The 24418-nt window shown below is 68.8% G+C and carries 17 protein-coding genes; 6 read left to right on the forward strand and 11 right to left on the reverse strand.

Translation table 11 applies throughout. The features are described 5' to 3' along the window. Window positions 1–66 precede the first annotated feature (66 nt). Entirely contained in the window at window positions 67–2613 is a 2547-nt protein-coding gene (locus tag ACIA8E_RS27395) for an ATP-dependent Clp protease ATP-binding subunit (RefSeq protein ID WP_399301963.1), read from the forward strand. 560 nt (window positions 2614–3173) lie between these two features. Next, on the forward strand, window positions 3174–4499 hold the full coding sequence (locus ACIA8E_RS27400; RefSeq protein ID WP_399301964.1) for a geranylgeranyl reductase family protein: 1326 nt from the start codon (window positions 3174–3176) through the stop codon (window positions 4497–4499). Window positions 4500–4811: 312 nt separating this feature from the next. Here the strand turns inward: ACIA8E_RS27400 and ACIA8E_RS27405 are convergent, their stop codons facing one another. Next, window positions 4812–6068 carry a choice-of-anchor A family protein gene (locus tag ACIA8E_RS27405; RefSeq protein ID WP_399301965.1) on the reverse strand — a complete coding sequence of 419 codons (1257 nt, stop codon included), beginning with the start codon at window positions 6066–6068 and terminating at the stop codon, window positions 4812–4814. 456 nt (window positions 6069–6524) lie between these two features. Here ACIA8E_RS27405 and ACIA8E_RS27410 point away from each other — a divergent pair, with 456 nt between their 5' ends. Then, entirely contained in the window at window positions 6525–7796 is a 1272-nt protein-coding gene (locus tag ACIA8E_RS27410) for an alpha-L-fucosidase (RefSeq protein ID WP_399301966.1), read from the forward strand. A 2-nt stretch (window positions 7797–7798) separates the two neighbouring features. On the opposite strand, the gene ACIA8E_RS27415 is transcribed toward ACIA8E_RS27410, so the two are convergent. The 3 genes from ACIA8E_RS27415 to ACIA8E_RS27425 all read right to left on the reverse strand — a co-directional run bounded on the left by ACIA8E_RS27415 (window position 7799) and on the right by ACIA8E_RS27425 (window position 10907). Then, window positions 7799–8578 (reverse strand): helix-turn-helix transcriptional regulator, encoded by a 780-nt coding sequence (locus ACIA8E_RS27415; protein ID WP_399302018.1) that lies wholly within the window; start codon window positions 8576–8578, stop codon window positions 7799–7801. 211 nt (window positions 8579–8789) lie between these two features. Beyond that, window positions 8790–10022, reverse strand: a complete 1233-nt coding sequence (locus ACIA8E_RS27420) for an amino acid decarboxylase (protein WP_399301967.1) — start codon at window positions 10020–10022, stop codon at window positions 8790–8792. A gap of 222 nt (window positions 10023–10244) precedes the next feature. Continuing rightward, window positions 10245–10907 (reverse strand): response regulator, encoded by a 663-nt coding sequence (locus ACIA8E_RS27425; RefSeq protein ID WP_399301968.1) that lies wholly within the window; start codon window positions 10905–10907, stop codon window positions 10245–10247. Between the two features lie 124 nt (window positions 10908–11031). Between ACIA8E_RS27425 and ACIA8E_RS27430 the strand changes: the two genes are divergently transcribed. The 3 genes from ACIA8E_RS27430 to ACIA8E_RS27440 are packed head-to-tail and all read left to right on the forward strand — an operon-like array spanning window position 11032 to window position 13208. Beyond that, a complete protein-coding gene (locus ACIA8E_RS27430) occupies window positions 11032–12186 on the forward strand; it encodes a sensor histidine kinase (protein WP_399301969.1) in 1155 nt (384 codons plus the stop codon). Further along, a complete protein-coding gene (locus ACIA8E_RS27435; protein WP_399301970.1) occupies window positions 12183–12842 on the forward strand; it encodes a response regulator in 660 nt (219 codons plus the stop codon). Before ACIA8E_RS27430 ends, ACIA8E_RS27435 begins: the two co-directional genes overlap by 4 nt. A gap of 33 nt (window positions 12843–12875) precedes the next feature. Further along, entirely contained in the window at window positions 12876–13208 is a 333-nt protein-coding gene (locus tag ACIA8E_RS27440; protein ID WP_399301971.1) for a nuclear transport factor 2 family protein, read from the forward strand. A 194-nt stretch (window positions 13209–13402) separates the two neighbouring features. Here ACIA8E_RS27440 and ACIA8E_RS27445 read toward each other — a convergent pair whose 3' ends face one another. From ACIA8E_RS27445 to ACIA8E_RS27475, 7 genes are all read right to left on the reverse strand, one after another. Then, on the reverse strand, window positions 13403–14578 hold the full coding sequence (locus ACIA8E_RS27445; RefSeq protein WP_399301972.1) for a hypothetical protein: 1176 nt from the start codon (window positions 14576–14578) through the stop codon (window positions 13403–13405). Between the two features lie 184 nt (window positions 14579–14762). Continuing rightward, window positions 14763–17630 carry a hypothetical protein gene (locus ACIA8E_RS27450; RefSeq protein ID WP_399301973.1) on the reverse strand — a complete coding sequence of 956 codons (2868 nt, stop codon included), beginning with the start codon at window positions 17628–17630 and terminating at the stop codon, window positions 14763–14765. A gap of 270 nt (window positions 17631–17900) precedes the next feature. Further along, window positions 17901–18641 carry a heparin lyase I family protein gene (locus ACIA8E_RS27455; RefSeq protein ID WP_399301974.1) on the reverse strand — a complete coding sequence of 247 codons (741 nt, stop codon included), beginning with the start codon at window positions 18639–18641 and terminating at the stop codon, window positions 17901–17903. Between the two features lie 51 nt (window positions 18642–18692). Beyond that, entirely contained in the window at window positions 18693–18896 is a 204-nt protein-coding gene (locus ACIA8E_RS27460; protein WP_399301975.1) for a hypothetical protein, read from the reverse strand. Between the two features lie 138 nt (window positions 18897–19034). After that, the gene (locus ACIA8E_RS27465; protein WP_399302019.1) at window positions 19035–21419 is read right to left on the reverse strand and encodes a polysaccharide lyase 8 family protein; all 2385 of its coding nucleotides are present in this window, start codon (window positions 21417–21419) and stop codon (window positions 19035–19037) included. Window positions 21420–21517: 98 nt separating this feature from the next. Then, window positions 21518–22411, reverse strand: coding sequence for a family 16 glycosylhydrolase (locus ACIA8E_RS27470; protein WP_399301976.1), 894 nt, complete (start codon window positions 22409–22411; stop codon window positions 21518–21520). Window positions 22412–22679: 268 nt separating this feature from the next. After that, on the reverse strand, window positions 22680–24356 hold the full coding sequence (locus ACIA8E_RS27475) for a sugar ABC transporter substrate-binding protein (RefSeq protein ID WP_399301977.1): 1677 nt from the start codon (window positions 24354–24356) through the stop codon (window positions 22680–22682). Window positions 24357–24418: the final 62 nt, after the last annotated feature.

Consider the following 24418-nt stretch of genomic DNA (forward strand, 5'->3'; position numbering starts at 1 on the left):
CAACACGGCTTCACGTGCACTGAGACAGCGTGGCCCGGTCCGGCCGGGCCACGGGGACGGATACTCATGACCGACGGACAGAAGGGTCCCGAGGACCACGGTCCGGACCCCCTCGGAGACTTCCTCTCGCACTTTCTCGGCAGCGGACAGGGTGACGAGCCACCCGACCCGCGGCGCATCGACTTCAGCCGGCTGTTGAGCGAGCCCGCACGGCAACTCGTCACCGTCGCCGCGTCCTATGCCGCCCAGCACGGAAGCACCGACCTCGACACGGAGCACCTCTTGCGGGCCGCGCTCTCCGCCGAGCCGACGCGCCGCATGGTCTCGCGGGCGGGCGCCGATCCCGACGCGCTCGCCGCCGAGATCGACCGGCAGGCCGGGGACGGGCCGCCACGCAACTTCATCGCCGTCACGCCGGCGGTCAAGCGCGCTCTCCTCGACGCCCATGAGATCGCGCGCTCCACCGGCGCCTCCTATATCGGCCCGGAACACGTACTGGTGGCACTCGCCGCCAACCGCGACTCCGCAGCGGGGCAGATGCTCAACGCAGCGCACTTCTCGCCGCCCGCCGGCGCCCGGGACGGCCTCGCACCCGTACCCGGCAGCACCGGCCAGCGTCACGGCCCGGCCGAGCGGAACACCCCCAACCTGGACAAGTTCGGCCGCGACCTCACCGACCTGGCCCGGGAGGGCCGCATTGACCCGGTCATCGGCCGTGACGAGGAGATCGAGCAGACCATCGAGGTCCTCGCCCGCCGGAGCAAGAACAATCCCGTCATGATCGGCGAGGCCGGAGTGGGCAAGACCGCCATCGTCGAGGGACTGGCCCAGCGCATCGCGGACGGCAACGTGCCCGACATCCTGCTGGGGCGGCGTGTCATCCAGCTCGACCTCTCAGGAGTCGTCGCCGGTACCCGCTTCCGTGGGGACTTCGAGGAACGGCTCACCGGCCTCATCGACGAAATCCGCGCCCACTCCGGCGAGCTCGTCATCTTCATCGACGAACTGCATACCGTCGTCGGGGCGGGCGGCGGCTCCGAGGGCGGCCCGATGGACGCGAGCAATATGCTCAAGCCCGCCCTGGCCCGTGGCGAACTCCATGTCGTGGGAGCCAGCACGCTGGAGGAGTACCGCCGCTACATCGAGAAGGACGCCGCGCTCGCCCGCCGGTTCCAGCCGGTTCTGATCCCCGAGCCCAGCCCGGCGGACGCCGTCGAGATCCTGCGGGGTCTCCAGGACCGCTACGAAGCCCATCACCAGGTCCGCTACACCGACGAGGCACTGCTCGCCGCCGTCGAGCTGTCCGACCGCTACCTCACCGACCGCTACCTGCCCGACAAGGCGATCGACCTCATGGACCAGGCGGGCGCACGGGTCCGGCTGCGCTCCTCCACCCGCGGCACCAACATCCGCGCCCTGGAACGCGAAGTGGAGCAACTCACGCGGGACAAGGACCAGGCCGTCGCCGCCGAGCAGTACGAGCGGGCGTCCGAGCTGCGCGATCGGCTCACCGACCTCGAGCAGCGGATCGCCGAGGGAAACCACGAACAGCAACCCCGCAGTCATGTCGCCGAGGTCACCGTCGAAGACATCGCCGACATCGTGTCCCGCCAGACCGGAATTCCCGTCAGCAGCCTCACCCAGGAGGAGCGGGACCGGCTGCTGGGCCTGGAAGAACATCTGCACAAGCGCGTCATCGGCCAGGACGAAGCGGTGACCGCCGTCGCCGACGCCGTACTGCGCTCGCGGGCCGGTCTGGCCGACCCCAGCCGCCCGATCGGCAGCTTCCTCTTCCTCGGCCCCACCGGCGTCGGCAAGACCGAACTCGCCCGCGCGCTCGCGGAGGCGCTCTTCGGGAGCGAGGACCGGATGATCCGTCTCGACATGAGCGAGTACCAGGAACGGCACACCGTCAGCCGCCTGGTCGGCGCTCCCCCCGGCTACGTCGGCTTCGAGGAGGCCGGACAGTTCACCGAAGCGGTACGAAGGAACCCCTACTCGCTGCTGCTCCTGGACGAGATAGAGAAGGCACACCCCGACGTCTTCAACATCCTCCTGCAGGTACTCGACGACGGGCGGCTCACCGACTCCCAGGGCCGCACGATCGATTTCAAGAACACCGTCATCGTGATGACCAGCAACCTCGGTTCGCAGGCCATCACCGGTCGCGGCGGCGCGATGGGCTTCGGTGCCGGCGACACGGACGCCGACGAGCAGGCCCGCCGCGAGCGGGTGCTGCGCCCACTGCGCGAACACTTCCGGCCGGAGTTCCTCAACCGCATCGACGAGATCGTGATCTTCCGTCAACTCGCCGACCAGCAGCTACGGCAGATCACCAACGTGCTGCTGGACGACTCGAGACGCCGGCTCCGCGCCCAGGACGTCACCGTCGATGTCACCCTGGCTGCTGTCGAATGGCTCGCCCAACGTGGTTACCAGCCCGAATACGGCGCCCGCCCGTTGCGCCGTACGATCCAGCGCGAGGTCGACAACCGGCTCTCCCGCATGCTGCTCGACGGCAGCCTGCAGCCCCACAGCCGTCTCCGGATCGACGTCGCCGACGGCGAACTGACCATCCACAGAGAGGAAGAGTCGGGGCGCCCGGCGAGCTGACCCCGAACGGCGGTCCTCTGCGCCGACCGGCTGCTCCTCGCCTCGGTGGTCGCCGACGGCTCCCGGACAGCTGACCCTGCCCACCACCTCACGACAAGTGAGCCGCCGGTACCGCGCGCCGCACTCAACGATCGCAACAGCGCCCGGCGAAGCAGCCGGTCGCAACGTCCGTGCCGAGACCGTACGCGCCTGACGTTGCGGTTCGTCGCGACGAGCTCGTCCCCCCGTCGTCGGCTTCGATGGTGGTGCTTCGCCCTGATGCTGCGGGGCGCCGGCACGCTACTTGACGATCTCGAGCCCCGCCATCGTGCCGGCGTCCTCATGATTGAGGACGGGTCGCGCACACCTGATCCGCCCGGTCGGGAGTGGTCGAAGTTGTCGTCGTGGTCACGCCGTTGAGATCGCGAGTGTGCCGAAGAGATCGGCCGAGGTGAACCGGAGTGTTCCGGGGCGCGGCCGGACATCCGGCCAGGTTCCGCACCGGCTCGTCCTGATCGATGATGACGTACCGGGCTGCCGTCCTCGGTGCGGCACCGGCTGTCCCAAGAAAGGGGTCCCCTATGCGGGAAACGACGCCAGAGCAGTCCCCGCCGGACGATCGCTCCGTCCACGGCTCGGGCGAAGAAGCCGATGTGATCGTGGTGGGGGCGGGGCCTGCGGGCTCGTCCGCAGCCTTCCACCTCGCCAAGGCGGGCATCGATGTCCTGCTCCTGGACAAGGCCCATTTCCCCCGGGAAAAGGTGTGCGGGGACGGCCTGACCCCGCGGGCGGTGTACCAGCTCATCCGGATGGGCATCGACATAAAGGCTCCCGGGTGGACGCGTTCACGCGGTATGCGATGGGTGGCCGGTGAGCATCAGGTGCACATCGAGTGGCCGGCCCTGGGGCGCTACCCGGACTTCGGCCTCTCGCGGAGTCGGCATGACTTCGACGACATCCTCGCCCGCCACGCCGTTGGAGCCGGAGCACGGTTGCGTAGCGGCGTGAAGGTGCCCCGACCCGTGACCGACCGCGCCGGCCGCATCACCGGCGTCACCGCCACGGCCGGAGCGAAGGAGCCGGTGGCCTTCCACGCACCGATCGTCATCGCTGCCGACGGCGCCTCCGCCCGCCTCGCCCTCGCCATGGGCCTGCAGCGGGACAGGAGCAGGCAGATCGCGACAGCCGCTCGCCGCTACTACCGCAGCCCGGAAAGGTCGCAGGAGGAGTACCTGGAGTTGTGGGCCGATCTCCGCTTCCCAAGGAGCGATCACTACCTCCCGGGGTACGGCTGGATCTTTCCCATGGGAGACGGACGCGTCAACGTCGGGCTCGGTGCGCTGCCTCACCGGCGGCACGGCACCGCGGACCTGCGGACCACGTTGGACCAGTGGCTGGCCCGCACTCCTGACGCCTGGGGACTGCGTGAGGAGAACGCCGAGGGCCCTGTCCGGAGCGCGGCGCTGCCCCTGGGTTTCAATCGTCATCCCCTCTACACGCGGGGGCTCCTCCTGGTCGGCGACTCCGGAGGCATGATCAGCCCCTGGAACGGGGAGGGCATCGGCCAGGCCATGGAAGCCGGCGAAGTCGCAGCCGAGAGCGCCGCGCTCGCCCTCGCCCTTCCCGCGGGCCCCGGGCGGGAGCGAGTACTGCACGGCTACCCTGTCGAGATGAACCGCCGCTGGGGGCGCTTCTACCGTCTCGGCAACGCGGCCGCCGACGTCGTCTTCAGCCATTGGGGCTTCCAACCGATCCTCAACCGGTACGTCATGGGATCGCCGTTTCTGCTCAACACCCTGGCCCGGATGCTCACCAACCTCACGGACAAGCCCTCGCGCGACGTGATCGACCATGTACTCAACACTGTCGTCCGTCTGGTCCCGGCACCGAATGTACGAAGGCACTGAACGACCCGTCGGCGGTGGCTCTTCCTGCGTCGTCGTCCCGGCCACGCCGGCAGGCCGGAAGAAGAGAGCGCGCACCAGCTGCTCAAGGCCGGTCAGCGCCTTCACGGGACGGTTGTGCACGGCGCAGCTTGGCGCGGGACGCGGAACCGGCGGGCATGCGGGCCAAGTCATGAACGCTCAGGCAGCGAACTCGACAGGCCTGGATCGAGCACGAGGGTGAGGCGCCCGGAGCGGATCTCCGAGCGCCCTGCCCCGCGGGTGGACGTCCTCGTCAGGCGCGGTCGCCCACCCTGCCGGGACGGCTGCGGCGCGTCAGGTGCGCGCACCGGCCTTGCGACGCCGGGTGACGAGGACGATGCCCGCGCCCGCCACCAGCACGATGCCCGCGCCGATCGTCATCGGGACCGTGCCGTTCGCGCCGGTCGTGGCCAGCCCGCCGTCGGCCGGGGGCGGGCTGACGGACGCGGACGGGGTGGCGCCGGGCGTCTGCGAGCCGGTCGGCGACGGGGAGTCCGAGGGGGTCGCTGCCCCCGGGACCGCCGTAGTTCCGGACGGTGTCCCGCTCGGCGCCGACGTCGGAGTGACGGACGCCAGGCAGCCGTTGAACGGGTAGTGGTGTGCCTCCGCACCACCCGTGCCGTGCAACGACGCGACGAGCAGCGAGCCGTTGATCGGTGCACCGGAACCGAGTTCGAAGTGCGCCTGCGGGGCCAGGACGGTGCCGGGCCAGGCTGCGTTGCTGTGCTTGGTGATCGTTGTGGCATCCGGGAAGTTCCACAGCAGATTGGCGCGCACGGCGCCGTTGCCCGCACTCTGCGACTTGTCGTCCAGGATGAACTTTCCGTCATCAGCGGCGAGGAAGAAGCCGGTGGTGCCTGCCTTCGCCATGTCGTAGGTGTCTCCGGTGACGTTGACGACGGTGGTCGCACCGCTCGGCACCCGGATGTACACCTCCTTGGCCTTCATCAGTTCGACGGCCGGGACAGTGAAGACATTGCGGTCGCTGTGGCTGCCTGTGAGCGTCAGCGCAGTGTTGCCTCCGTCGGTCTTCGGGGTGACATTCGCGTCCGCGGTCATCGGCTCGGCTGCGAGACCCGTGGACAGTGCGCGAAGCTTCGCGAACTCTCCTTCGAAGTCGATGAAATGGGCATTCTTGCTCAGCGAGCCATTCTTCAACTCGATGGTGTTCCCGCCGTTGATGTCGCCGCCCACGACGGCGTTCCCCTGCTCCACCACGGTGAAGGAGGAGCCCGTCTCGGTGGTGCCGCGCACCACGAGCGCTGCGCGGCCGGGCAGGGCAGCAAGCTCGGCATCGGTCAGTTCGTGGCCGATGCTGAAGCCGCCGGTGAAGTCGGCGTCGCCGCCGACCGCGACTGCGCCTTCGGCATCGGGAGTGTGGGTGTCGTCTCCCAGGACGAACTCGCCGTAGTGGGCGGCGATTCCGAAGGCATCGGTGGAGCAGGTGCCGGCCGCGTCACGGGGCGCTGCCTGGGCAGACGAGGGCATGGCCAGGCCCAGGACGAGGGATCCGCCGAGCGTGAGGACAGCGGCGGACGTGGATATGCGCATGGGTTCGGGTTCTCCCGCAGAAGTGTCACATGGGGGGTGGGATCGACCGTCATCGTTTCGACGAACAAGGTCATTGGTCAAGACCAATGGTCAGTTTGGCAACTGACGTCGCATTAATTCGCCGCTCAGGAACGGGAAGTTGTGATCCCGCACAGCTCGGTCGTCGACCGGACCGGCCGGCGCCACCGCCCTTTCGGCGGCGCGACGGCCGTGCCCGGACGCCCGATGCCGTCAGTCAGAGGTCCTGGCCGACATCACCGAAGCGCGGCGGCGTTGTCACCGCTACGGCACAGAGGGCTGGACGGCGTTCGGCACGGAACCCGGCCGGCCAGTCGATCCGGCCGGGAGTCTGCAGCCCGGAGCGAGCTCCTGCAAGTCACTCACAAGGTGAAAACAGACCAGTAATGGTGACTGCGCCCCACGCGCGGACGGGGCACCCCTGCCTAGCGTGATCGCATGTCAATGCAGCCCTGGTTCTCCGATGCCAAATTGGGCATCTTCATCCACTACGGGATCTACGCCGTCGACGGCGTCCCCGAGTCCTGGTCGTTCTACACCGGCAAGGTCCCGCACGAGCAGTACATGAAGCAGCTCGACCGCTTCACCGCCTCGAAGTACGACCCGAAGGCCTGGGCGGACCTGTTCGCGCGCGTGGGCGCCAAGTACGCGGTGCTGACCGCACGCCACCACGACGGCGTCGCCCTCTGGGACACCGAGCAGGGCGACCTGAATGTCGTGCGGCACACGCCCGCCGGCCGCGACCTCCTTGCCGGGTACGCCGACGCGCTGCGCGAGCAGGGCCTCAAGGTCGGCCTGTACTACTCGCACTCGGACTGGAACCACCCCGACTACGCGAGCACGGTGCACACCGACCCACCGAACGAGGAGGTGGCCGGTAACCGTTACGCCTCGGCCGCGCCCGGCACGGAGGACCCGGAGGCTTGGGCACGCTTCCTGGCGTACCGCAATGCCCAGGTCACCGAGCTCGTCGAGCGCTTCCGCCCCGACCTGCTGTGGTTCGACGGCGAGTGGGAGCGCAGCGAGGAACAGTGGAAGATGCGGGAGCTCTCCGAGGAGATCCTCGCGGGCAACCCGGACACCGTTCTCAACGCGCGGATGCTCAGTTACGGGGACTACGCCACGCCCGAGCAAGGCGTGCCGCTGCAGACCCCGGACGGGCCGTGGGAGCTGTGTCTGACCGTCAACGACTCCTGGGGTTACCAGCACCAGGACAACAACCACAAGTCGGTGCGCCAGCTGGTGCGCTATTTCGCCGAGACCATCGGAATGGGCGGCAATCTGCTTCTTGATGTCGGCCCGAAGGAGGACGGCACGATTCCGGCCGAGCAGGTCGAGCGCCTCGAAGGGCTCGGCGGCTGGATCGCCAAGCACTGCGGCGCCGTGTACGGCACGGTGGCCGGGCTCCCAGCGGGGCATCACTACGGTCCGAGCACCCTGTCCGCGGACCGCCGCACCCTCTATCTGATCTGCTTCGACGCACCGCGCGAGACCATCGCCATCCGCGGTCTGCGGACCCCGGTCAAGCGTGTGAGCGTGGTCGGTTCGGGCACCGAGCTCGGCCACCGGGTCATCGGCGGCCTCGGCGAAGTGCCCGGAGTTCAGTGGATCGACGCCCCCACGGGCGCAGATGTGGACGACTACGCCACCGTGCTGGCCGTGGAGCTCGACGGCGAGCTGGACCTGTACCAGGGCGCCGGCCGCGACTGATGTCAGCCGCCGGCACGGATCGCGCGCGGCGACGCGCCCAGTTCGCGCCGGCACGCCTTGTTGAAGGCCTGCAGATCGCCGATGCCTACCGAGGCCGCCACGGCGGGGATCGACAGCGTCGACTCGCGGAGCAGATGCCGGGCCTGCTCCATCCTGCGCCGCCGGATGTACGCGACGACGGTGCCGCCGGTCTCCGCCCGGAACAACCGGATGAGGTGGTTGTGCGAAACCCCGGCGGCCTCCGCCACTTCGGGCACGGACAGCGGCCCTGCCAGGTGGGCCTCGACATGGGCGACTGCCACGGCGACCGGACTGTGCGCCCGCTCGGTACCCCCGCCGCGGGGCGCCGCGAGCTCGGCAACCCGCCACAGGGCGGCCCACACCTCGGCGGAGGCCCGGGCCCGGCTGCGCGGAGCCACCGCGACGGCCTGCTGCAGCAGACCGGACAGCATCGGCGCCTCCGCACCGGCGTTCTGCATCAGGGGGACGGTCAACTGCTCACCGGACTGAGGAAGTTCCAGGTGCGCATAGAGGTGCTCGGATCGCCCCCGGTAGCGGTACTGCACCAACGCACCGGGCGGCGCCAGGCTCACGTGCCCCGGCCGGATCGCATGCACCACACCGTCGACGGTGAGCTCGCCTGCGTACCGGTACAGATGCAGTTGCCACAGATCCGGCAGCCGGAATACGTCGCGAAGGCTCCCGGTCCCATGCACGCCGACGCCCACGCTCGCCACACGGGGTGGCTCGTCCAGGCACACCTGGACGAGGGAGCCGGTCATGGCAGCGGTACGCACGATGAAAACCTACCAGCGAGGGAGCGTCCACTGCGCCGGGCAAGGTAAGCGAGCAGCGGGCGGCGTCCAGCCGTCCCGCCCTGCGGTCGTCCGGTCCCACAGCGCACGAGCCGCGGCAGGACACCGTGAGCGAGCGCGTCAGCCGACGACATACGCGGGGCCACCGGACGCCGGGCGGCGGGCAGCGCGTCGGAAACTACTCTTCCACCACGTGCAACAAGGTGGCATCGGCGGCTGCCGCCCCCAGGACCCGGCCCGACGGCGATGCCGCCACCAGCGCCAGGAAGGCCACCGTCTGCGCGGTGATCACCTCGCCGGGCAGGACGACCGGCACGCCCGGCGGGCAGGCCGTCACGGCGGAGGCGGACAGCCGACCCACGGCCTCGGCCGCGGCAACCGCCCGGCTCTTTGCGAAGTAGGCCTCACGGACGGTCAGTTGTGAAGGTCCGGGGGTGGGCGGGGAAACCTGCAGCGCCGCAAGAGCCGCAGGCCGCGGCGACGGCAGTGCGTGAACGGCATCGATGAACCGCTCCGCGCAGGACGCGGATGCTGCGGCGACCGACGCAACGATCACCGATCCGGTGACGGCCTCGACCCGGATGCGATGCCCGTGGGCCAGCCTGCTGCGGGCGTCGTACGCGCAGATGCCGCCAGCCCCGGTGTCGACCGCGATACGGAGCGGGTCGGCGGCAGCGATCTCCGGGAAGCGTCCGAAACCATCGCCGACGAGCGCGAACCTCCCCTGTCCACGTATCGCATCCCGGATCCGTTCCGCCGAATCGATGGCAGCCTGTACCCCGTCGCGTGCCGGCGGCAGCACCGCACGGGCCCGCTCCGGATCCCCGCTGCCTGCCATGGACCGCACGAAGTCGAACGCCTTGTCCACCGAGGACTCCAGCCGTTGCGCCTGCGGACCCTGCCCCAGGCGCAGCAGCACCGCCCCCGACGTCTCCTCCCCGAACGGGACGTGGCCGGCAACGACCAGGTCCGCCCCCTGTGCGAGCGCACCGGGCGGAAGGTCCGGGTGGACTCCGCACAGAGGTTCCCGCCACGTCTCGTCGACCATCAGCGGAACTCCGGCCGAGTGCGCAGCCTCGGCGAGTGCAGGGATGTCCGCCACCGCCCCGCACCGGCTGGGTGACACGACGTGCACGGCGGCCACCTGTTCCTGCACTGCCAGCGCCTGCGTCAGGTCGACGGCCCGCACCACATGCGCGACGCCATGTTCCGAGTCGACCGTCGGCCGCAGGAATCCAGCGTCGAGCCCAGACAGGACGAGGCCTTCGGTCACTGCGGCAGGGGCGTCACGCTGCACCATCAAGGTGCGCCCCAGTGCGGGAGCCGCGAGGGCAGCCATGTGGTGACAGAGCGGGGCGCCGACGGCCAGGAACCAGGTCCTGCGCGCCATCTGGGCAGAAGGGTGCTGCATCAATATCAAGGTCTCCATCAGTGTGGCTCACGGGGCGAAAGGGGCGACTCCGCGCGGGGAAGGTGGTCTCCCCCGGTCCGGGCAGCGCCGCCCGGCAGCCGTGCGCAGGGTGGACAGACACCTCGCGTACGGGCAACGCTTTCATCGTCGCCCGGCGCACATCGTGCCCAGGCGCGCCTTTCGTCGGGTGCGCCCCTCACCTTCGACGGGGGTGGGTCGAGGTCAGACGTCCCCTGTGGAGAGTCCCGCCCGGTAGGCGATTCGGGCGGCCGCCACGCGGTTCGTGACCCCGAGCCGCGCGAGCAACTGCGTCACATGCCCCTTCACCGTGCCCTCGGTCATGCCGAGTTCGGTGGCGATGTTCGCGTTGGACAGGCCGAGGGCGAGCAAGCGGAGCACCGCAACCTGACGTTCAGTCAGGGAAGCGATGAGCTCGGCGTACTCGGAGTCGGTGGGTGGCTGGACTTCACCGGTGGTGAGATCGATGACCTGACCGGTGACCTCGGGAGCGAAGACGGCGTGTCCCTCGGCGAGGCCGCGTAGGGCGCTCAGCAGCTCGGCGGGCGGCGTGTCCTTGATCAGAAAACCGGACGCGCCCGCCTTCAGCGCCTGTTCCACGTACTCCTCGAGGCCGAACGTCGTAAGGATCAGCACGGCGGGCGGTGTGGGCAGCTCGCGCAGCTCGCGGGTGGCGGCGATACCGTCGGCCCCCGGCATCCGTACGTCCATGACCACGACGTCCGGCAGCAGCCGCCGTGCCTGGTCGACAGCCGACCGGCCGTCCCATGCCTCGGCGACGACCCTTGTGTCCGGGCTCGAGTCGATGATCGTGCGGAGCCCCTGCCGTGCCGCCGGGTCGTCGTCCGCGAGCAGAACCGTGATCATGTCGTGTGCCTCACGTACCCATCGTCGCCCGGCACCGCGCCGCGGGCCTGCCGACGGCCCGAACGGGTTAACGGGCCAGCTCGTCGCCGAGCCGGACGGGCCACCGCCGATCTACGGTGACGGCATGCGCGCGCAGGAAAGGTCCCATTGGTCGCCGCGTCGCGTGGATGCGCTGGTCACCGTCACAGCCATTGCCCTGGGTGTCGTCGATTCCTGGGTCAAGCCGTCCAGTGGGCTGCTCACAGGGCTGCCGACGCCCGTGATCGCGGCTGCATCGGGCGCCGTGGGCGCCACGCTGTGGTGGCGCAGGAGCCGCCCCGACCTGGTGGCCGCCGTGGTGCTCGTCGCGTATGTCATGACGTTCACGCCGGCCGCACTGGCGGTCGCCATGTACACAATCGGCACAGTGCATCGCCGACCGCGGATCCTCGCCGCGTACACCGTGGCAGGCTTCGCCGCGGGCATCGCCGGACTGCGCGGCGGGCTGCCGGACGCCGGGGTGCGCGAGGCGGCGTACTCACTGGCACTGATCCTCGGCCCGCTGGCTGTCGGGTACGTGGTCGCGGTGCGGCGTGATCTGACGGCCACTACACAGGCACGCGTGGCCGACCTGGAGCGCGAACATCTCGTCCTCGACGAGCGGGCGCGGGCGGAGGAGCGCGCGGCCATCGCCCGCGAGATGCACGACGTGGTGGGCCACCGGGTCAGCAACATGGTGCTGGCAGCGGGCGCGCTGCAGGTGGGCCCCGCGGCCGGTCATCCGGATGTGGTCCGTACCGCCGAGCTCATCAGGTCCGACGGCCGCCAGGCACTGGAGGAGCTGCGCGAGATTCTCGGCGTGCTGTCCGTGGGCCATCCTGTCCACCGGGCCCCCACCACACCGCAGCCGGACGTCGCCCAGCTGCCCGGGATCGTGGCCCATGCGACCGAACGCGGCCAATCGGTTCAGCTGCAGGTCAACGGCCACCCCGAGACCCTGTCGGCGCCCGTGCAGCGCGCCGTGCACCGGATCGTCCAGGAATCCCTGACCAATGCCGCGAAGCACGCGCCGGGCGCTCAAGTACGCATCGACGTGGACTGCCGGAGCGACGGGGTGCATGTCAGCGTCGGCAACGGCGCGCCGACCGGTCACCCGTCGGCGGACCTGCCGAGCGGCGGGCACGGGCTCGTCGGCCTGACCGAGCGCGTCGAGCTCCTTGGCGGGACACTCACAGCGGGGCCGGACGGCGACGGATTCCTCGTGTCGGCCTTCATTCCCCATCGACGAGGAGTGTCATGACCATCCGTGTCCTGCTCGCCGACGACAACGAAATCACGCGCCGCGGGCTGACCTGGATCATGGACTCCAGCCCCGACATCGAAGTGTGCGGCGAAGCCGTCGACGGCGAGGAGGCGGTGACCCGGGCCGGGGAGCTCCAGCCGGACGTGGTCCTTCTCGACGTCCGTATGCCGAGGCTCGACGGACTCGAGTCCATCGCACGCCTTCTGAACCTCCCGCACCCACCACGGATCCTCATGCTCACAACATTCCACGAGGACGAGTCCGTACGGGTCGCGCTACGCGCCGGAGCGGTAGGTTTCCTGCTCAAGGACACGCCGCCCGACGACCTGCTACGCGCCATCCGCGACGTGCACGGCGGTCATTCCGCGCTCGGCCCACCCGTGGCCCGCCGTCTGGTGGACGGCCTGGCGGACCGCGCCTCGCGGACCGACCCCGAAGAGGAGAGCAGAATCGCCTCCCTCAGCCCGCGTGAGCACGAGGTGCTGCGGCTGCTCGCACGCGGGCTGACCAATACCGACATCGCCTCGGCGCTCGGCATGACCGAGGGCACGGTCAAGGGCCACGTCAGCAGCATCCTCGCGAAACTGGGTGCGGACAGCCGCGTGCAGGCCGCGCGGATCGCGTACCGCGCGGGGCTCGACGACCAGGCATGACAGGAATGCCCATGCACAACAGGAAACACAGGGATGAGGAACCTCATGATCCCGACCTCGCAGCTGACCGAGCCCGCCGTCCGCGCCCTCGTGGAGGCGGTCAACGCACATGACCGGGACGCCTTCCGGGCTGCTCTCGCCCCCGCCGCGACTATGTCCGACGACGGGTCCGAGCGGGACCTGGACGAGTGGACCGAGCGGGAGGTCTTCTCCTCCAACGGGCATATGGAGGTCGAGTCCCAGACGGACGACGGGCTGTCCCTGGTCGCCCGGTACCGCAACGACACCTGGGGCGCCATGCGCACCACGTGGGCCTTCACGATCGAGGACGGCAAGGTCAGCCGGTTCGACACCGGTCAGGCCTGACCACGCCGGCCGCGCGGCTGGACCGGCCGGGCCGGCAGTTCTGTCCACTGCCGGTCCGGGCGCCCCGAGACGGCCTTGCCCGACGGCCGCCCGACGCGCCACGAGCTCCGCAGATCTGAACGGAGCTCGTGGCGGTGGAACCGTCACGTCCGGTACGAACGCCTACCTCTCGAACCGGATGCTTCGGACCACGGTCACTGGACGATCACCGCCCAGCGGGTGTCGCTGAGGCCGGTGCGGATGTGCAGCAGCGCCGTGCCGGCGGTCTGGGTCGATGCGATCGCCATGGGCAGTGATGTCGACCAGCTTGCGCCCGGTGCGAGCGAGGGCACGTTCCAGTACTGCCAGCTGCCGGAGAAGCCCAGGGTGTCGGCGAAGCTCTGCATCTGGGTGGCGGCGGTGGTGGACGTGGCGGTGTTGGTGATGGTGACCGGGACGGTGATGGTGGTCCCGCGGGTCACGGTGCAGTTGCCGCTCGGCGGTGACGCGGTGGCCGTGAGCGGGCCGCTGCTGCCGGTGTTGGTGATGACTCCCATCTCGTATGAATGCTGCGAAATCCATGGGCAGGCATTGGCGTTGCTGGCGCTGGGCTCCCAGATGACAACACCCTCCGTCTTGGCCTTCACCTGCGCGAACATGTGCGCCCAGGTGTTGCCGGCCACATAGGTCTCGGAGGGGAACGCCGTTGGGCTGACGTACGGGTAGATCGGGTGACTCGGTGCCATCGCCCGGTCGCGGGCGATGGAGCTGTCGAGCGTGCTGTCCCAACTGGCCAATGTCTGACCGTCGTTGAAGTATGCGCGCGGTGCAAAGCAGTTGAGCAGGTTGTCCGTGTGCAACTGCTTGATCAGGTCCTGGTTGCGAGTCTGCCAGTCGTAGCCGTAGTGGCAGACCGGCGCCGAGGGCGCGGCGGTGTGGGTCCAGGTCAGCAGCTGCCGCCACAGGTTGTACGCGTTGGTCGCCGCCTGGCCCGTAGGCACCTGGGTGAGCTCGATCGACTCGAAGTCGAGCACGACCGGAGCGGTGGCCGCGCCACCGAACTGGCTCGCGCCCATGTACTCCTTGACCTTGGCCTCGTACGTGGCCTCGGACGGGAGCGCCCCGCCGTTGGAATAGCAGCCTGCCGTGTCGCAGGTGAAGGCGAAGACGTCGTACACGACCGTGGAGCGGGTCGAGCCGTACTGCTCCAAAGTCGGCCGGTTCGCGCCACGTTCATTGACGAAGACGGGGAAGCTCGCCGCGGCCGACGCCGGGCTGCTGAGGGCCGGTAGCACGCCTATGAGCAGCGTTGCGGCAAGGACCGCGACGCTGCGGATGAGCTTCGCGATGCGTGGTGCGCGAAGCCGGGATCGGACTCTGCGACTCTGCAACTGTCCTCCTTGGTTGAGGGGGGAACACCGGCCCGCCGCCGACGGCGGGCCGGTGGAACGTGGAGGGAAACGAGCCCCTGTGTGTCAGTGCGCCTCGAACCTGCCGATGCGCAGTGAGACCGTGCCGGCCTAGTACCGCGGGAGCCGCCGATCGTCAGGTACCAGCGGCTCCCGCGGAGTTCGGTCAGCCCCCAGCCGGACTGAAACCCTTGAGATTGCCGAGGTCATAGGTGGTGTCACCGAGCGTCAGCGCATCACCGAATGTGGTGGCCGTGGGCGGAGTGCCCTTGCCGACGGCCAGGACGATCTTGAAGTCGGAGTCCGTGCCACTGCGGGTCACCTTGAACGCGCCCTTTTCCACTGAGAGTTCAGCGCCTTCGGGGGCGAGGATCCAGCCCTTGAGGTACCCCTCCCCCTTCTTGAAGAGGAAGGTCTTCGCACCCGACTCGGCCTCACCGAAGGTGATCGTCGTGCCGGCCTCGGGAGCCAACTGCCAGTCGTAACGGTGTGAGGCGGAGTCCGCGAACTCATCGTGCACGGCAATGACGGAATCTGCCCCGCCGACCGGGCGCAGATCGACCGCCAGGTCGCGGTGAGCCTTGGCCAGCTCGTAGTTGAGGTGTCCGTCGAGGGAGACGTAACCGCCGCCCTGGCCGGCGTAGGCCCGGGACTCCAGGGTCTCGCCCTTGCCCGCGATGCTGTCCGTGCTGCGCATCTCGGGGAAGCCGTCGATCAGCGGCTTGGAGAACAGCTCCCGCTTGGCGTAGTCCTTGGCCGGCTGCCGGGCCCAGGTCACGTCCTGGCCGACCAGCGACAGAGCGAAGGTGTCGAATCCTCCCCAGCCGATATGGGTGTCGTTGCGGTTCTGAGCGCCGACCAGGACGTCGTCCTTGTCCTGGTAGCGGCTGCGGAAGAGGTACGAGCCGCTGTGGTCATCGAAGAGCGCCGAACGCACGGCCGCCGGGCCTTCGTCGGGGTCCCGCGGAGTGACCCCGTACGGGTAATTGAGCAGGCCGTAGGCACCGCCACCGCCGCCGACCGTCTTCTCGTACTGCCACAGCCACGCCGCCCGCTGATCGGCGGGCACCTGAGTGAAGATCAGGCCGGGGATGGGCACCGCACCGGTGGTGGTGGAGACACCCCACTGCAGCCGGGCGTTGTCGGCCTGCGCCGAGGCGCTGTGCATCACCAGATTCGCGAATGCGGGCCGCTGCCACTTCGCCTTGAGTGCCCCGATTCCGGCGTCGATGGAGCCGACGACAGCGGGCGCTCCGACGCCGAGTCCGTAACTGAAGTAGTCCGCGCCCTCCTGGTCCCAGCCCGCGTCGGTATAGGCGGTGTCCAGGTGCCGGCCGAGCGCATCGATCAGCTGCGGGATCCGGTACTCCTGAAGATCGAACGGACCGTCGCCGCGCACGGCGAGCCGCAGGGACAGCTCTGCGCCACGCACCACGGCGGTCCAGTTGCTCTGCTTGGTCGGCAGGTCGAAGTTCGGGTGGTACGAGACCTCCAGATAGGCGGCGACGCGCTGCAGTACCTTCTGTGCCTCGGCGCGCTGCTCGGGTGTCCAGCTCGGGTACGCCCAGTCGTACGTGGCGGCCAGCGGCCCTGCGGCGTTGGCGGTCTCCAGGGCCGCGGACCCGGAGTACGCGGTGCCGTTGATGAACGGCATGGTCCGGCCGGACTCGATGAGCGCGTCGTAGGCGGTCTGGGCATAGGCCGGGTCCTGGCTGACCTGGTAGAGGAGGGCGGCGTCCTGGGCCCAGGAAGCCTGTGCCTCGCCCGGGCGGTAGTTGTAGCCAGGCAGGCCCTTGGCGACCCGGTTGACGATGCTGTTGTACGTCGACTTGGGGGTACCGTCCTGCTGGATCGCGGCGCGGATGGCGACGAGTTTGTCGTCGGTGACCCCCATCCGCGGGTGCTGCAGGCTCGCCAGGCTCGCGGTGCCGAGGACCTTGCCGCCCTGTCCGACGACTGCGAAACCGGTGGCGCCGCGGCGCTCCCCGCCCCGCAGCGTGACACCGCCGATGGTTCCGTGGCCGCCGTACGTGCAGACTTTGCGGGCCTTGTGCAGCTTGCCGTCGGCGACCTCGGGGCCACCTTCGTACAGCGTCACCGGGCCCCTGGCGCCCGCCTTGAGCCGCCACGCGAGGCGAGCGCCCTCGCCGTCCTCGGTCGCCGTCAGCACATTCGTCTGCTGCTCGTCCAAGAAGGCCGAGGGCATGGTGATGGTCTCGGGGAAGGTGGTGGCCAGCTTCGTGCCGTCCGCGGCGAGAGCGACGACCTTGTAGGTGTAGCGCTGACCGGGTCGGGCCGAACCGTCCTCTGCGGTCCACGCGTTGGGGACCTCGCGGATCAGGGTCTTCTCGCTCGGGGTGAAGTCCGCGTGGGTCGATCGGTGCACCTGGTACGAGGCCGGGGTGTCCTCGATCGCGGCGAAGTGCCAGGTGAGCTGGACGGCGCCGGTGGGCTGGATGTTGGCCCCCACGGCGTTGCCCTCGATGTGCTCGACCTTGACGTTGTCGATGAGCATGCGGCCGGTGGTCTGCTCGAGGGCGAGGAGCAGGTTGACGGCCTTGGCGCCGGGCCGGGCGAGGACGACGGCGTCGGCCTTGCGCCAGCCTGTGTTGCCGGTGATCCGGCCGACGATTGCGTCGTGGCCGAAGTTGCGGGCCCACAGGTCGCCGCCGTAGCCGGAGAGACCGACGGCGCGCTCGTCGAAGGTGATCCGGTACGCCTGGAACGTGGTGCTGTCGGCGATGGGAATGTCCTGACCGACCGCGGCCTTGTCGCCCGGGTCGCCGAGGTCGAGGGCGAGGGCCCGGCTGCCGTCGGGGCCCGCGCCGTCCACGATCGTGGCGTGGCCGCTGGCCCTGTTCTCACTCTGCGGCCAGCCGACAACGCTGCCGTCTGCGGCGACCTGCTCGAAGTCGCCGTTGGTGATGAGTTCGGCGGCGTACGAGGGTGCGGGCACGGCCACAGCGAGGGTGCCCGCCAGGGCCGCGCCCACTATGGCGATCCGGGTCAGGCGCGGCGAGGTGGATCTGGACACGGGCTTTCCTCCGGTGGGAAGTCGAAACCACGGCGCGGGTGGGAGCACACGTGCCGAGGGTGGAGTGGGCCCGCCGCCGACGGCGGGCCCACGTCTTGGGGGTTCGGGCCAGGGTCTTTCGTTTGGATCAGGCTGGATCAGGGAGCGAGGTCTGGTGCGTGCAGCTGCAAGGCGGAGGAACGAGCCCACGCGGAGCCTCGGCGACTGACGACAACGCGGCAGATATGCGTGCCAGACCCGGCGAGCCCAGCATGATCCAAACGAGAGGCCCTAGACGTCGCTGCTGGTCGTGCCCATCTTCAGACCGTTGATCCAGTTGACCTGGTCGGTGTCGGTGACATTGGAGTCGTACGAGCCCCAGCGGGGCTTGTTGCCGAGGTCGTCCCAGGTCCGCACGTTCTTCTGATCGACGATCAGGCTGCCGTCCAGATAGACCTGGAACGAACCGGTGGTGGACGACTGCGCATTGATGCCCAGCTTGATCCTGTGCCAGGCGCCGGGCGTCCAGGCACCGCTGCCGACACCGATCCACTCCTCGCCCGGCGCGACGTACCAGACGCGGAGCTGGTTCCCGAGGACCATCATGATCACGGGGTAGTTCTGCTGGTGCTGCTCACCGGTGCCGTTGGACTTCCACTGGAAGACCGTGCCCATGTCGCCGGTGAGGGTCTGGGACTCCCAGCCGAACCAGTACGTCTTGCCGCCGGTGAACTGGTACTCCGAACCCCCTACTCGTACGCTGTGTCCTTCGCAGCGCACCTGGCCGGCCTTGTTGACGAAGCCGAAGATGTCTCCGCGACCGTCATTCCAGTCGGTGGTGTAGAGGTAGTTCGGGGAGTCGCAGAGAACATCGGCGAAGACACCGGATCCATTGGACGCGTCACCGTCCCAGATGACCGATGCATGGGCGGGCGTCGCCGTGAGCAGCATCATCGCGGTGGCGCCTGCGGCGAGTGGGGACAGGCGTGCGCGCAGGGCGCGGGGGATGAATCGGACCGTGCGACTTTGCAAGAGTCCTCCTCCTGGAGTGGGGGGAATACTGCTGACGTGAGGGGGTGCTCTCTACTGCCAGACGCGGATGTAGTCGACGTACATGTTGGAGCGATAGTCGAGGTGGGCGTCGTAGATGCTGCCGTCCGCCCACTCGGCGGCCTCGTGGGAGATCATCGGGAACATCGGCACCTGGCTGATGAGGGCGTCCGCGGGCGGTGTGAACAGCAGTGTGGTGGCCAGCAGCCCTGCGGCGACGGCAGCGGTGAACGTCATAGGGGTGCGCGCTCAGACCTCCTTGTATGAGTGACAGGGGTGTTACTCCTCCGGGCCGGTCGGTGAGGAGCGGACAGTCGGGCCGCTGTCCGCGGCGGAGGGCCTGCCTCCGCCCAGCGTGACCGCGGTCTGTGGGGGTCAGGCGAGGGTGACGGTGATCTTGTGAGTGGCGCCGGTCTTGGCGCTGGTATCGATACGCAGTTGCAGCGAGGATCCGGCGGCCAGGACGGTCACGGACGAGTCCTTGGAAACCACGGCGGAGACCGGCCGGTTCCAGGTGATGTCGAGGCTGGTCACAGTCTTGGTGGGATTGGAGACACACAGCGTGCCGGTGGTGCCCGATTCCCGGGTCATGACGCTGGCTGCGCCGTTGGAGGTCAACATGTCGATCGTGCCGGTGCCGTAGAAGTTGACCGCGGTGTAGCCGAGGGAGGGCACCCGGATGCCCTGCTGGTTGCCCGAGTTGGCCAGGATCGTCAGCCAGTTGGTGTCAGCGGCCCGCGCGGAGCCGGCGGAGACGTCGGCGCCGGGCATGAGGATGTAGGAGTAGCTGCCGCCGCTGGGGTTGGTGCCGTGGTCGAACCACAGGGTGAGGTAGCGGCGGGTCAGTGGAGTGGCGGAGCCGCCGTTGTTGATGTCGCTCCACGCGCCGGTGCGCTCGGCGCGCAGCGCCTTGACCGTGGCGCCGCCGGGGAAGACGTAGCTGCCCATGCCGGCGAGAGTGGCCCACTTGGCGCCGGTCAGCGTTGCGGACCAGCCCAGCGTGGACGGTTGCGCAGTGCCGTCCACGGTGAAGGTGTGAGTGCCGGATGCACCGAGGTTGCGGTTCTCCACGATGGACTCGACCCCGGTGCCGTCCGCGCAGCCGATCCCGGCGCCCAGGCAGACGATCGAATCGTCGAGGAAGAACCAGGACTTGCGTCCGGCGAGGGTGGACTGTAGTCCGCGGATGTCCATGCCGATGGCCGAGTACGTGCCGTCAGTGGCGCCGCCCGCCCAGCTGGAGGTCGGCGCCGGCCCGCCGAAGTCACCGCCCGCGCCGTCGGCCAGGGCCTTCTTGGAAACGGTGGTTCCGGACAGCCGGTAAGGGTCGACGGTGGGCCAGAACGCGTCGGAGAACTGCCCGAGCGTGACGTCCTTCCACCAGTACAGCATTCCGGAACTGGTGTGCCAGCCGCGCTTGTTCTCCTGGTTGCCGAACTCGTAGAACGCGGTCCGCGCCGAGCACATCGACAGTGTGGCGGCCCAGGCGGGACGGCGGTGCGTGGCGCGGTCCATCGCCGCGAAGAGCCGGTGCCCGCTCGGTTCCGCCACCGCCGCCACCGCGGCGTCGTCGCGCACCGACCTCAACCGGGAGAGCGAGGCGACATCGAGGGAGAGGTTGTTCTCCAGGGTGAGGAAGTAGTCGCGCTGCAGCCAGCCCTTGACCAGGCCCTTCCAGCGGGCCTGCTCGGTGGAGCTCGCACCCATCCCCAGCATGAGGATGGCGGCCATGGCGCCCTGGCCGCGCGAGTGGTCGCTGCTGGGGAAGCCGTTGGTGCTGGTGGCGGACAGGCCCCGGCTGATCGCCCGGCCCATGACATTGTCCATGAATACGCCGTTGTAGAGGAACGGCGCAAAGGAGTCCTCGACCGCGTCCAGCATCAGTTGCTTGCTGCCGTCGGTGACGTCCCAGGTGGAGCCCTTGAGCAGAGCGAATATCCAGGCCAGACCGCTGACCAGCACCGCGCCGTAGGAGCCGGTGTACGGGATCCTGGTGTGCTGGATGAACGAGCCGTCGGTGTAGAAGCCGTCGCCGGAGGTGACGTACGGGAAGACCGGGGAGAGCCCGTTCCGGCCCGAGACGATCTTCGCGGAGGTCTTGCCGACCACACCGCGCAGGGCGAAGACCCGGCAGAAGTCGACCCGGTTGGCACCGGTGCTGTGCCCCGAGTACGACGTCAGCTCGGACTCGGGCAGGAAGTGGTCGATTGCCGCGCAGTAGTTGGCGATCTGCGCGGCCGAAAGCTTGTCGTACATCAGCACACAGGCGTCGAGCAGTGCCTGCGGGGCGCCGATCTCCGCGTTCCACCACCAGTTGCTGGAAGGCAGGGTGAAGGAGGCGTTGTAGACATTGGTGTGCACATGCTCCAGGCCGGCGACGATGTCGGAGGCGAGCGAGGCGTGGCCGGTCAGCCCGGTGCCGGGCAGGGACCAGGCCAGCGCCATGGTCTTGAGCCGGTTGAAGCTGCCCGTGACCGGGTCCCCGCCCACCGAGGAGTACGGCAGATCGACCCACAGCGAGGTGCTCGACGGAGCCATGGACGAGCGGTACGTGGTGGCCTGCGTGCCCAGTGTGGCCAGGCGGGAGACGAAGAGCGGATCCGAGGCGTCGATCCCGGTGCCGAGGAGCAGCTCCCGCCATCTCAGACGCAGGGTGTCGTACTCGTCGGCGGCAAAGGCGGGAGAAGCCGGGACGAGGGTGAGCGCCAGGGCAGCACCTACTGTGGCGCCGAGGAAACCGCGGCGGGACCAGGACGTCATTGTCATGTGGGCCTCCGAAGGGATTGGGGGCGAGCAGTGGTGGTGCGCCACGGGCTTCGGTCCGTGGCACACCGCCGCTGCTGTCAAAGCGGTTGGCGCTACTGCCAGACGCGGATGTAGTCGACGTACATGTTGGAGCGGTAGTCCAGAGGGGCGTCGTAGATGGAGCCGGCGGCCCACTCGGCGGACTCGCTCGAGATCACCGGGAACATGGGGACCTGGCTGATGAGTTTCGGGTCGGTGATGTCCCGCACGATGGTGCTGTCGTACCGGTAGATGATCCGGTCCGGCCGCCATTCGACGGTGTAGGTGTGGTAACCACTGTGCAGGCCAGGGGAGTTGACAGACACCGATGAGGCCTTGTGGTCGGCACCGTAGCCGTCGTAGTGGATGGTGTTGCCGTAGCTGTCCGACGCGGAGGTGCTTTCGATGACGTCGTACTCGCCACCGTCGCGGGCCGTGCCGTCCACGCCGTTGACACCGCCGGGGGGCATCATCCACAGGGCGCCGAAGAGATCGTTGTTGGGCGGCATCTGCGCCCGCCACTCGACGGTGCCGTAGGTGAACTCGAACTTTCCCCGGCCCTCGATCTCACCCGTGGCGTACTCGGTGTCGCTGAGCTTCGACAGCGAGATCCACAGGTTGCCGCCGTTGATGGAATTGGGGTTGGGGTTGACCTTGACGTTCGACGGCTTCCACCAGCTGTCGAAGTACTCGCCGTCCCGGCGCTTCGAATCCACCGAAGACCACTTGGAGCTGTCGAGCGAGGTGCCGTAGAACTCATCGCTGAAGACGAGTGTTGCGTGGGAGCTGCCGCCGTTGGGCCGGACGCCGACCGGGGTGTCGGGATCGACGAAACCGGCCGCCTGCGCGGGGGTGGCGCTTGGGACGGTGAGCGTCGCCGCCAGAAGACCTGCCGCGGCAGCCAACGTGCGTATGCGCAGGGCGCTCAAGGCTGCGTGCTGGACGGATCGGACCTTGCGTCGTTGCATTGTCTCCTCCTTGTGTTGCGGGAAAGCGAGCCCGTAGAGGGAACGGGCCTGCCGTATTTGGGCGTTCAGATCGCGGCCGACCACCCTGGTGGGCCGGCCCCTCGCCCTTGGCGGCTCAGCCGAGAGCGACGACGAGCGTGACGGTGGGGTCGTGCCCGTTCGAAGACATCACGGACAGCCCTCTGGGGGACCTGAGTGAGCGGGTTAGGTGGGGCCCTCCCCCGATCGGGGAGGGGGGTCGGGAGAGGGCCCCACCTGGTCTGCGGGGTCAGGCCTTTTGGGCGGCGGCGTACTCCTTGGCGAATTCGTCGGCGGCCTTGTCGCCGCCCTTGGCCTTCCAGTCCTTGACCATGGCGTCCCAGGCGGAGAGGGGCTTGCGGCCCATGATGATTGCCTTGATCGTGTCTTCCTTGAGCAGCATCAGCTCGTTGAGCTTGGCGTTCCAGGTCTTGGACAGCAGCCCCACCGACGGGTCGGCGATGCCGACCTCGGCGATCTCGGACTGGAAGGCATGACGACGCTTCACGAGGTCGGCCCCGTCGGGGACGGAGGCGGGCAGGAAGATCACCTGCTGGGGGCAGGCCAGGAAGCCGACACCCAGGGTGTCCTTGTTGTCGCCGTTGAGTGCAAGCTCGTTCAGCACCGGGCTGCCGTCGGCGGCACGCTTGTCGAAGTGGGTTCCTTCGACACCGTAGTTGATCAGCTCGTACTCCTTGGTGCCGAACGGTGCGGCCAGGTAGTCAAGGACCCGCAGCAGCAGCTTGATGCGGTCCTTGGGAGCCTTCTTCAGGACGGTCTGGTAGTCGGCGCCGGGCGAGAACCAGTGGCCGGGCTGTGCGCCGTTGGACGGCTTGAACGGGCGGACGGTCTCCAGCGTGAAGCCGTCCTTGATGGCGACGGCGTTGCCGAAGAAGTCAGCGTTGGCACGGGAGACCGTGGCGGTGATACCGGTCTGGAAGTCGGTGCCAAGCGTGGCGTCGTGGGAGAGCGGGTCGGCACGGAAGACACCGGCCTTCTGCCACTTGGCCAGCTGCTCGATGCCCGCCTTGAACTCGTCCGTGTCGAGGTAGCTGGTGAACTGGCCGTTCTTGATCGCCCACTGGTTGGGGGCGCCGAAGGCGGGCACGATGGAGTTGAAGCCGAAGGCACCCAGGCCGGCCACGCCCATGGCCCACTTCTTGCGGCCGGAGATCTGTTGCATGCCCTTGGTGAAGTCGTCGACCGCGATCCCGCCGATTTCGGGGACCCAGATCCCGGCCTCTTTGAGGCGTTCCAGGTTGGCGGAGAGCGAGTGCCCGATGCGGGAGCGCTCGACCGGAAGCTTGTAGAGCCTGCCGCCGATCCGGCCGGCGGCCTTCCAGGCGTAGGTGGGGATGGCGGCCAGGTTCGGGTACTCCTTGATGGCGTCCCCGGAGACGAACTCGGTCAGGTCCTGGCACTTGGCGGCGATCAGCTCGGTCGGGTTGGGCAGGTTGGCCGACACAGCAATGATGTCCGGCAGATCACCGCCGGCGACGAGCGTGGCGAACTTCTGATTGCTCTCCATCGCGGGCACCACGACCAGGTCGAGGTCGACACCGAGTTCCTTGTTCAACGCCTGCCACAGCTTGTGCTTCTCCTTCGCCTTCGGCGGCGCACCCCACGTGATCGTCCACACCGTCACCTTGGTGCCGTCGCCCGGCTTCTCGGCGACCGACTGCTTCAGCTCCTTCGGATACGAGAGGAAGCCCGGCTGCACACCCTTGTCGGTCGGGGCCAGGTCCGGCTTCGGCGCATCGGGCTGAGGCGTGTAGGTCGGCCACGGCGCGAGCTTCTTGCCCTCGTTGCCAAGAGCACTGCCGCCGCTGGAGCTGGAGCACGCGGACAGCGAGACGCCGGTGGCAGCCAGTGCAGTGCCGATACCAATCGTGCGCAGGACAGATCTGCGGGAGATACCAGAGGACATGACGAACCGATCCTTCATGAGGAGCCCCGAACAGGGCGGGGTGGGGTGGGTCAACGGTGAGG

It is taken from the genome of Streptomyces sp. NPDC051664 (assembly GCF_044453545.1).
Taxonomy (GTDB): domain Bacteria; phylum Actinomycetota; class Actinomycetes; order Streptomycetales; family Streptomycetaceae; genus Streptomyces.